Here is a 7,295-nt window from a genome sequence, read left to right as displayed (position 1 = left end):
GGCGAGCGGCATACCACTGCCCCTGCGGGACGACTGCGCTCTGGGAGAATGCGCGCATGCCCTCGCTCGCCGACGCCACCCCGCCCATCGCCCTCGGGGCGCTCGACGGCCGTTACCGCGCCGCGGTGGCGCCCCTCGTCGACCACCTCTCCGAGGCGGCGCTCAACCGGGAGCGCGTCCACGTCGAGGTCGAATGGCTCATCTGGCAGACCGGCCACGGCCTGGTCCCCGGGGTGCGCCGGCTCAGCGACGACGAAGTGGCCGCGCTGCGCGGCATCGTCACGGGCTTCGGCCCCGACGAGGTCGCCGAGCTGGCCGAGATCGAGCGGGTCACGGCGCACGACGTCAAGGCGGTCGAGTACCTCGTCAAACGCCGCCTGGCCGGGATCGCCCCGGCGGCGCAGGACCGCGGGCTCGGCGAGCTGGTCCACTTCGGCTGCACCAGCGAGGACGTCAACAACCTCTCCTACGCCCTCATGGTCAAGGGCGCGGTCACGCAGGTCTGGCTGCCCAGGGCCCGGGCGCTGCTCGAACAGCTCGCCACGATGGCGCGCGAGCTGCGCGACGTGCCCCTGCTCGCCCACACCCACGGCCAGCCCGCCACCCCCACGACGATGGGCAAGGAGCTTGCCGTGCTGACGTGGCGGCTCGGGCGCCAGCTCCGCCGCGTCGAGGGGCAGGAGTACCTGGGCAAGTTCAACGGCGCCACCGGCACGTATGGCGCCCACGTCCTCGCGCTGCCCGGCGTCGACTGGCTCACGGTGTCACGCGAGTTCGTCGAGGGTCTGGGCCTGACCTGGAACCCGCTCACGACCCAGATCGAGAGCCACGACTGGCAGGCCGAGCTCTACGCCGACCTGGCCCGGGCCGGTCGCATCCTGCACAACCTCTGCACCGACGTGTGGACCTACATCTCGATGGGCTACTTCGCCCAGGTCCGCGGGCAGGGCACGGTCGGCAGCAGCACGATGCCGCACAAGGTCAACCCGATCCGGTTCGAGAACGCCGAGGCCAACCTCGAGGTGTCGGGGGCCCTGCTCGACGTGCTCGGCTCGACCCTGGTGACGAGCCGGCTGCAGCGCGACCTCACCGACAGCTCGATGCAGCGCAACATCGGGGTGGCCGTCGGGCACAGCCTGCTCGCCCTCGAGAACATCTCGCGCGGGCTGGCCGGACTAGACGCCGCGCCCGCGGCGATGGCCGCCGACCTCGAGGCGAACTGGGAGGTGCTCGCCGAGCCGGTCCAGTCGGCGATGCGGGCCCTGGGCGCCCAGGGCGTGCCGGGGATGCAGGAGCCCTATGAGCGGCTCAAGGAGCTGACCCGCGGCCGGCGCATCGACGGTGACGACCTGCGCGGGTTCGTCCGCGGCCTGGGACTGCCGGACGATGTCGAGGCGCGGCTGCTCAGCCTCACCCCGCAGACCTACACGGGGCTGGCGAGCCGGCTCGTGGACCTGCTCCCGTGAGGGGGGCGGCGTCGACGGGGTCCCGCCCCGGCGGCCGACGGCTGCCGACCCGCCCCTGACAGCCCGGGCAACCGAGTGCCGGCGCGACCGCCAAAACGGTTGCCGCACGGTGCGTTCAGCCCGCGCTCGTCGTGCCCTCGCCCCGTCGGGCGACCGGAGGCTTACGATCGAGGCGGCTACCGCCGGAAGGAGAGGTTGATGACGCAGGGCATGACGACGGCCGCGCCGGAGTCCCACGAGGTCCGCCTCGCGATCACCGGCATGACGTGTGCGTCCTGCTCGGCCCGGATCGAGCGCAAGCTCGGCAAGGTCGACGGCGTCCGGTCCGCCACGGTGAACCTGGCGACGGAGAAGGCCCAGGTCGTGTACGCCGAGCCGGTCACCGTCGAACGGATCCTCGCCGAGATCGCGCACAGCGGCTACGGCGCCACCGTCATCCCCGATGGTGCGGGCGCCAAGCCCGCCACGACGCACGGCGACGACGCGCTGCCTGAGCGCGCGACAGGGCGGTATGCCGCCCAACCAGTTCCCGAGCCGGGCGCTCCTGCTGCTCGGGCCGGGCAGGCAGGGACGGGAGTTCCCCGGGCCTCCGGCGACGCGCCGTCCCGGCCCGGGGCGAATGGGGGCAACGGAGCCGGGGGTGGCACGGCCCAGGGCGGCGCGGCCGGGCGCACCGCGACCGGGGGTGACACGGCCAAGGGCAGCACGACCGGGGGTGACACGGCCAAGGGCAGCACGACCGAGGCCGGTACGGTCACCGACGGAAAGCCGAAGCCCACCGGCGGTCCCTCCCGCACCACCACGGCGCTCGTAGCGCGCTGGCGCGAGGCACTGCCCCGGCTCCTGCGCGAGGCGTCACCCAGGGCGCGCCTGACCGTCTCGGTCGTCCTGACCGTCCCGGTCTTCCTGCTCGCCATGGTCCTGCCGGACTTCCCGGCGAGCCCGTGGCTGCAGCTCGTGCTGACCACGCCCGTCGTCGCGTGGTGCGCGTGGCCGTTCCACCGCGCCGCGGCCGTCAACGCACGCCACCTCGCCTCGACGATGGACACCCTCGTCTCGCTCGGCGTGCTCGCCGCCTACCTCTACTCGACCGTCGCCCTGTTCGCCGGCGGCACGCACCACTACTTCGAGACCGCTGCCGTGGTGACCACCTTCCTGCTCGTCGGCCGGTTCCTCGAGGCGCGGGCCAAGGACTCCGGGCGCGAGGCGCTGCGCTCGCTGCTCGACCTCGGCGCCAAGGACGTGTCCCTGCTGCGGGTCGACCCCCGCACTCGGGTCACCAGCGAGCACCGGGTCCCCGTCGAGCAGCTCGTGGTCGGCGACCAGTTCCTGGTCCGGCCCGGGGAGAAGGTGGCCACCGACGGGGTGGTGCGCGACGGTGCGAGCGCGATCGACACCAGTTTGGTAACCGGGGAGTCCGCTCCGGTCGACGTGCGGGCCGGCGACGCGGTGACCGGCGCCACGATCAACACGACCGGACGGCTGGTCGTCGAGGCGACCAAGGTGGGCGCCGACACGATGCTCGCCGGCATCCAGCGGCTCGTCGAGGCAGCCCAGACCGGCAAGGCACCGATCCAGCGGCTGGCCGACCGGGTCTCGGCCGTCTTCGTCCCTGCGGTGCTCGTGATCGCGCTGGTCACGCTCGTCGCCTGGCTCGCCACCGGGCACGGCCTGGCCCGGTCGCTCGCCGTGGCCGTGGCCGTCCTGATCATCGCCTGCCCGTGCGCGCTCGGGCTGGCCACACCGACCGCGCTGCTCGTGGGCACCGGGCGCGGGGCGCAGCTCGGCACCCTCATCAAGGGTCCGCAGGTGCTCGAGAACACCCGCCGCGTCGACACCGTCGTGCTGGACAAGACCGGCACCGTCACGACCGGCGACCTGCGCCTGACGAAGATCGCGGTAATCGGCCACCTCGACAAGAAGGCGGCGCTCAAGGCGGCGGCCGCGGTCGAGCAGGGCAGCGAGCACCCCATCGCCCGGGCGATCGTGGCCGCGGCGCAGCAGGCCCGCATCGACCTGCCGCGCATCACCGACTTCGCCGCCAACCCCGGCGAGGGCGCCTCGGCCCGGATCCGGGGCACCGAGGTCACGGTCGGCAAGGCGGCGCTGTTCGACACCGTCGCGGACAGCCTGGTGACCCACGCCCGCACGCACCCGGGCACGACCGTCTTCGTCGGCTGGGACGGCACGGCCCACGCGGTCCTGACCGTCGGCGACACCGTGCGCGACTCGTCCCGGGCGGCGGTCGCGCGGCTGCGCGAGCTGGGGCTGACGCCATACCTGCTGACCGGAGACGCCGAGGGCAACGCCCGCAGCGTCGCCGACCAGGTCGGCATCGAGCCGGCCAACGTCCGGGCCGACGTGCTACCCACCGACAAGCACGCGATCGTCACGCAGCTGCAGCAGCAGGGCAAGGTAGTGGCGATGGTCGGCGACGGGGTCAACGACGCCGCGGCGCTGGCCCAGGCCGACCTCGGGCTCGCGATGGGCTCCGGCTCGGACGTCGCGATCGACTCCGCCGACATCGTGCTGGTCCGCCCCGACATCGACGCGGTCGGCGACGCGATCGAGCTGTCCCGCGCGACCCTGAAGGTGATCAAGCAGAACCTGTTCTGGGCCTTCGGCTACAACACCCTCGCGATCCCGGTGGCGGCCCTGGGCCTGCTCAACCCGATGATCGCCGGGGCTGCGATGGCCCTGTCGTCGGTCCTGGTCGTGACGAACTCGCTGCGCCTGCGCGGCGTCAAGCGCTGACCTGCCCTGCGCCCCCGACCCCTCGCTCCCCTCACTCGAGTCGATGTATTACCGCGGGCCCTGGGCAGCGCTATTACATCGATCCGGATGTGGGGGGGCCGGATGCGGCACCGACTCAGATCGTGACCTCGCCGTCCGGCGTCCCGAAGGTCACCGACATCAGGCCCGGCGTGCCACGCGGGCAGACGAAGCTGAACCCGACCTCGTCGGAGCGGAAGTCGCTGGGCAGCCCGAGCCACTCGCGGACCCGGTCGGGGTCGCCGGCGATCTCGAGCCCCTTGAGCGAGACCTTCGAGCCATCGCCGGACGGGTGGACCGACATGTCCTCCCACTGCACGAAGAACGGCAGCTGGGGGTCGGCCATCAGGCCCTTGACCCCGAGCTGGCGCCACCGCAGCTCGACCCCGTCGGGGCGGTGCCGGTTGCCCTCGACCGACTCCCGGCCGAGCCGGCGCTCGGCCGGGTGGATGTCGTCGACGGCGACGACCCAGCCCATCCAGCCGCCTCCGGCCTCGGAGCGAGCGCGGACCGCCTGGCCGAACGGCGCCTTGTCGGAGGCGGGGTGGTCGAGCACCCCGACCACCTCGAGATAGTTGTGGTTGGCCAGCGGCAGGATGACGTTGCGCGTCCCGAACCGGGGATGCACCCCCCCGTCGACCGACTCCACACCGATGAGCTTCGACAGCCGTTCCGCAGTGGCCCGCAGACCGTCGTGCTCCGCCGCATAGGAGACGTGGTCAACTCGCATGCTCCATCGTGGCACACCCCTCGGGGTGCTCTTGACCACCCCCCTCCCCTCGCCCGGAGCGGCCGATCGGGTATGCGGCCCACCCCCTCCGGCGCCGTGCGAACGAGGTCAGCGCGTGGTGCGCTGCCGCAGCGCCTCGTACAGGACGACCGCTGCGGCGACCGACACGTTGAGGCTGTTCGCCTTGCCGCGCATGGGAATTCGGACCCGGTGGGTGGCCGCCTCGAGCATCCGCTCGTCGACGCCGTGCTTCTCGCTGCCGACCACGACGGCGACCCGGCCGGTGTAGTCGACCTCGGTGTGCAGCCGGTCGGCCTCGGGGGTCGTCACGACGAGCCGCAGGTCGTGCCCGCGGGCCCAGGCGAGGACCTCGTCGGTCGGCGCGGCGGCGACCGGCACCGCGAAGACGGTGCCCTTGCTCGCCCGGACGACGTTGGGGTTGCCCCAGTCGGTGACCGGGTCGGCGGCCACGACCGCGTCGGCCCCGGCCGCGTCCGCGGTACGCAGCATCGCCCCCAGGTTGCCCGGCTTCTCGATGCCTTGGGCGAGGAGGGCGAGGGGGTCCGCACGGTCGACGGGCAGCGCGCTGAGCGGCATACCGACCGTGTCGACGAGCGCGAGCAGGCCGTCGGCACCCTCGCGGTAGGCGACCTTCTCGAAAGCGGGGCGGGAGAGGTGGACGACGGCGATGCCCTCGCCCCGGACGCGGTCGAGCAGCTCGGCCTGCCGGCCGATGTGCTGCACCCCGGCGCGGCCGGCCGGGCTGAAGAGCTGCGCGCAGACGTAGACCGCGTGCGGACGGACCCCGGCCGCGAGGGCGAGGGCCAGCTCCTCGTGGCCCTCGACGACCGTCTGGCCGGTCTGCTCCCGGACGCGGCGGCGCCGGAGCGCGACCAGCGCCTTCAGGCGCGGGTTGGCCACGGAGGTGACGGTCGGCTCGGTCATGGCGCACCCAGCATTCCACGACTACCGGCGGCCGGCCTCGACGCGGGCGTCAGGAGTCGGACCTAGGGTGAGGGCATGCTCGACGCCCTGGCCCGCCTGCCGTTCTGGCAGGCGTTCGTCGCGCTGTGGTGCATCGTGATGCTGCGCTCCAACGCCACCTACTGGGCGGGCCGGGGGGCGATCTCCGGGTGGCGGCGGCTGCGCGACCGGCCGGCCCCGGCGAGCCGGGCGCGGGCCGAGACGCTGCTCCGGCGGCTGGGCCCGGTTGCCGTGGCACTGTCGTACCTGACGATCGGGATCCAGACCACCATCCACCTGACGGCCGGCGCGCTGCGGATGCCGCTGGCGTACTACCTGCCGGCTGCCGTCGTGGGGTCCGCGGCCTGGGCGGCGATCTACGCGACGATCGGGCTGGCCGTCGTCGACGCCTGGCTCGCCGCGCTGGCCGGGTCGTGGTACGGGTTGGCCGCCATCGTCGCGCTCGTCGTGGTGGGCGCGGCGACGTGGGTGATCGGGCGGCGGCGGGGCGACGGGTCGCGGCGCGAGCAGCGTCCTGACACGACCCGTACCGAAGCGTGACGGGAGCGTGTCCAGCGCGACAGTAGAGTGCCAGCGTGCCTGCCACGCCGCAGACCCGCGGGGTCGTCCTCGTCGTGGAGGACGAACCGGCGATCGTCGACGTGCTCGCGCTGAACCTGAAGGCTGCCGGCTACGGCGTGGCGGTGGCGCGCGACGGCGCGGCGGCCCTGACGCTCACCCGCTCGATCCGGCCGTCGGCCCTGATCCTGGACATCGGGCTGCCGACCATCGACGGCATCGAGGTGTGCCGGCGGCTGCGCGCGAGCGGCGACTGGACCCCGATCCTGTTCGTCACCGCCCGGGACGACGAGGTCGACCGGGTCCTCGGGCTCGAGCTCGGCGCCGACGACTACGTGACCAAGCCCTTCTCGCCGCGCGAGGTGGTGGCCCGGCTGACCGGGGTGCTGCGCCGCGTGCGTGGCGTGCCGTCCGGCACGACCCTCCTGCGGCACGGTGAGCTCGCCGTCGACCTGACCAGCCACCGCGTCGAGGTGTCCGGCCGGGAGGTGGCCCTGACCGCCACCGAGTTCGCGCTGCTCGCCCACCTCATGCGCCGGCCGGGGGTGGTGTTCACCCGCGAGCAGCTGCTGAGTGACGTCTGGGGGTACGCCACCACCGCGGGTGCCCGGACCGTCGACGTGCACGTCGCCCAGGTGCGCGGCAAGCTCGGTCACGCCAGCCCCATCCGCACGGTCCGGTCGGTGGGGTATGCCGCCGAGCGGCCTCGCGGGGCAGCCGACCCGCACGGGGGCGGCGGGCTCGCGCAGGACGGGTCGTGACCGGGGGTCCGGCGCACCCGGCGC

General features: G+C 73.6%; 6 protein-coding genes. 4 read left to right on the top strand and 2 right to left on the bottom strand.

Annotation, left to right across the window (positions count from 1 at the left end; translation table 11 throughout):
• Nucleotides 1-56 precede the first annotated feature (56 nt).
• Together purB and WMI84_RS15930 are read left to right on the top strand one after the other, a co-directional pair.
• Nucleotides 57-1,466: an adenylosuccinate lyase gene (gene purB, locus WMI84_RS15935; protein WP_347354760.1), complete on the top strand. Its 1,410-nt coding sequence runs from the start codon at nucleotides 57-59 to the stop codon at nucleotides 1,464-1,466.
• A gap of 198 nt (nucleotides 1,467-1,664) precedes the next feature.
• On the top strand, nucleotides 1,665-4,220 hold the full coding sequence (locus WMI84_RS15930; protein WP_347354759.1) for a heavy metal translocating P-type ATPase: 2,556 nt from the start codon (nucleotides 1,665-1,667) through the stop codon (nucleotides 4,218-4,220).
• A gap of 115 nt (nucleotides 4,221-4,335) precedes the next feature.
• Here WMI84_RS15930 and WMI84_RS15925 read toward each other — a convergent pair whose 3' ends face one another.
• Both WMI84_RS15925 and WMI84_RS15920 read right to left on the bottom strand, forming a co-directional pair.
• Entirely contained in the window at nucleotides 4,336-4,968 is a 633-nt protein-coding gene (locus tag WMI84_RS15925; RefSeq protein ID WP_347354758.1) for a VOC family protein, read from the bottom strand.
• A gap of 108 nt (nucleotides 4,969-5,076) precedes the next feature.
• Nucleotides 5,077-5,913, bottom strand: coding sequence for a TrmH family RNA methyltransferase (locus tag WMI84_RS15920; protein ID WP_347354757.1), 837 nt, complete (start codon nucleotides 5,911-5,913; stop codon nucleotides 5,077-5,079).
• 75 nt (nucleotides 5,914-5,988) lie between these two features.
• Between WMI84_RS15920 and WMI84_RS15915 the strand changes: the two genes are divergently transcribed.
• Both WMI84_RS15915 and WMI84_RS15910 read left to right on the top strand, forming a co-directional pair.
• Entirely contained in the window at nucleotides 5,989-6,492 is a 504-nt protein-coding gene (locus WMI84_RS15915) for a VTT domain-containing protein (protein ID WP_347354756.1), read from the top strand.
• Nucleotides 6,493-6,527: 35 nt separating this feature from the next.
• A complete protein-coding gene (locus WMI84_RS15910; RefSeq protein WP_347354755.1) occupies nucleotides 6,528-7,271 on the top strand; it encodes a response regulator transcription factor in 744 nt (247 codons plus the stop codon).
• Nucleotides 7,272-7,295: the final 24 nt, after the last annotated feature.

The organism is Intrasporangium sp. (assembly GCF_039812505.1).
Taxonomy (GTDB): domain Bacteria; phylum Actinomycetota; class Actinomycetes; order Actinomycetales; family Dermatophilaceae; genus Intrasporangium_A.
Note: the sequence above shows the minus strand (reverse complement) of the source record. Positions and strands in the feature narration are given on the sequence as shown.

What these genes read in the sequence shown, in the direction of transcription:
- WMI84_RS15925 (WP_347354758.1), bottom strand. Translation starts at nt 4,968, where the DNA reads ATGCGAGTTGACCACGTCTCCTATGCGGCGGAGCACGACGGTCTGCGG.
- WMI84_RS15930 (WP_347354759.1), top strand. Translation starts at nt 1,665, where the DNA reads ATGACGCAGGGCATGACGACGGCCGCGCCGGAGTCCCACGAGGTCCGC.
- purB (WP_347354760.1), top strand. Translation starts at nt 57, where the DNA reads ATGCCCTCGCTCGCCGACGCCACCCCGCCCATCGCCCTCGGGGCGCTC.
- WMI84_RS15915 (WP_347354756.1), top strand. Translation starts at nt 5,989, where the DNA reads ATGCTCGACGCCCTGGCCCGCCTGCCGTTCTGGCAGGCGTTCGTCGCG.
- WMI84_RS15920 (WP_347354757.1), bottom strand. Translation starts at nt 5,913, where the DNA reads ATGACCGAGCCGACCGTCACCTCCGTGGCCAACCCGCGCCTGAAGGCG.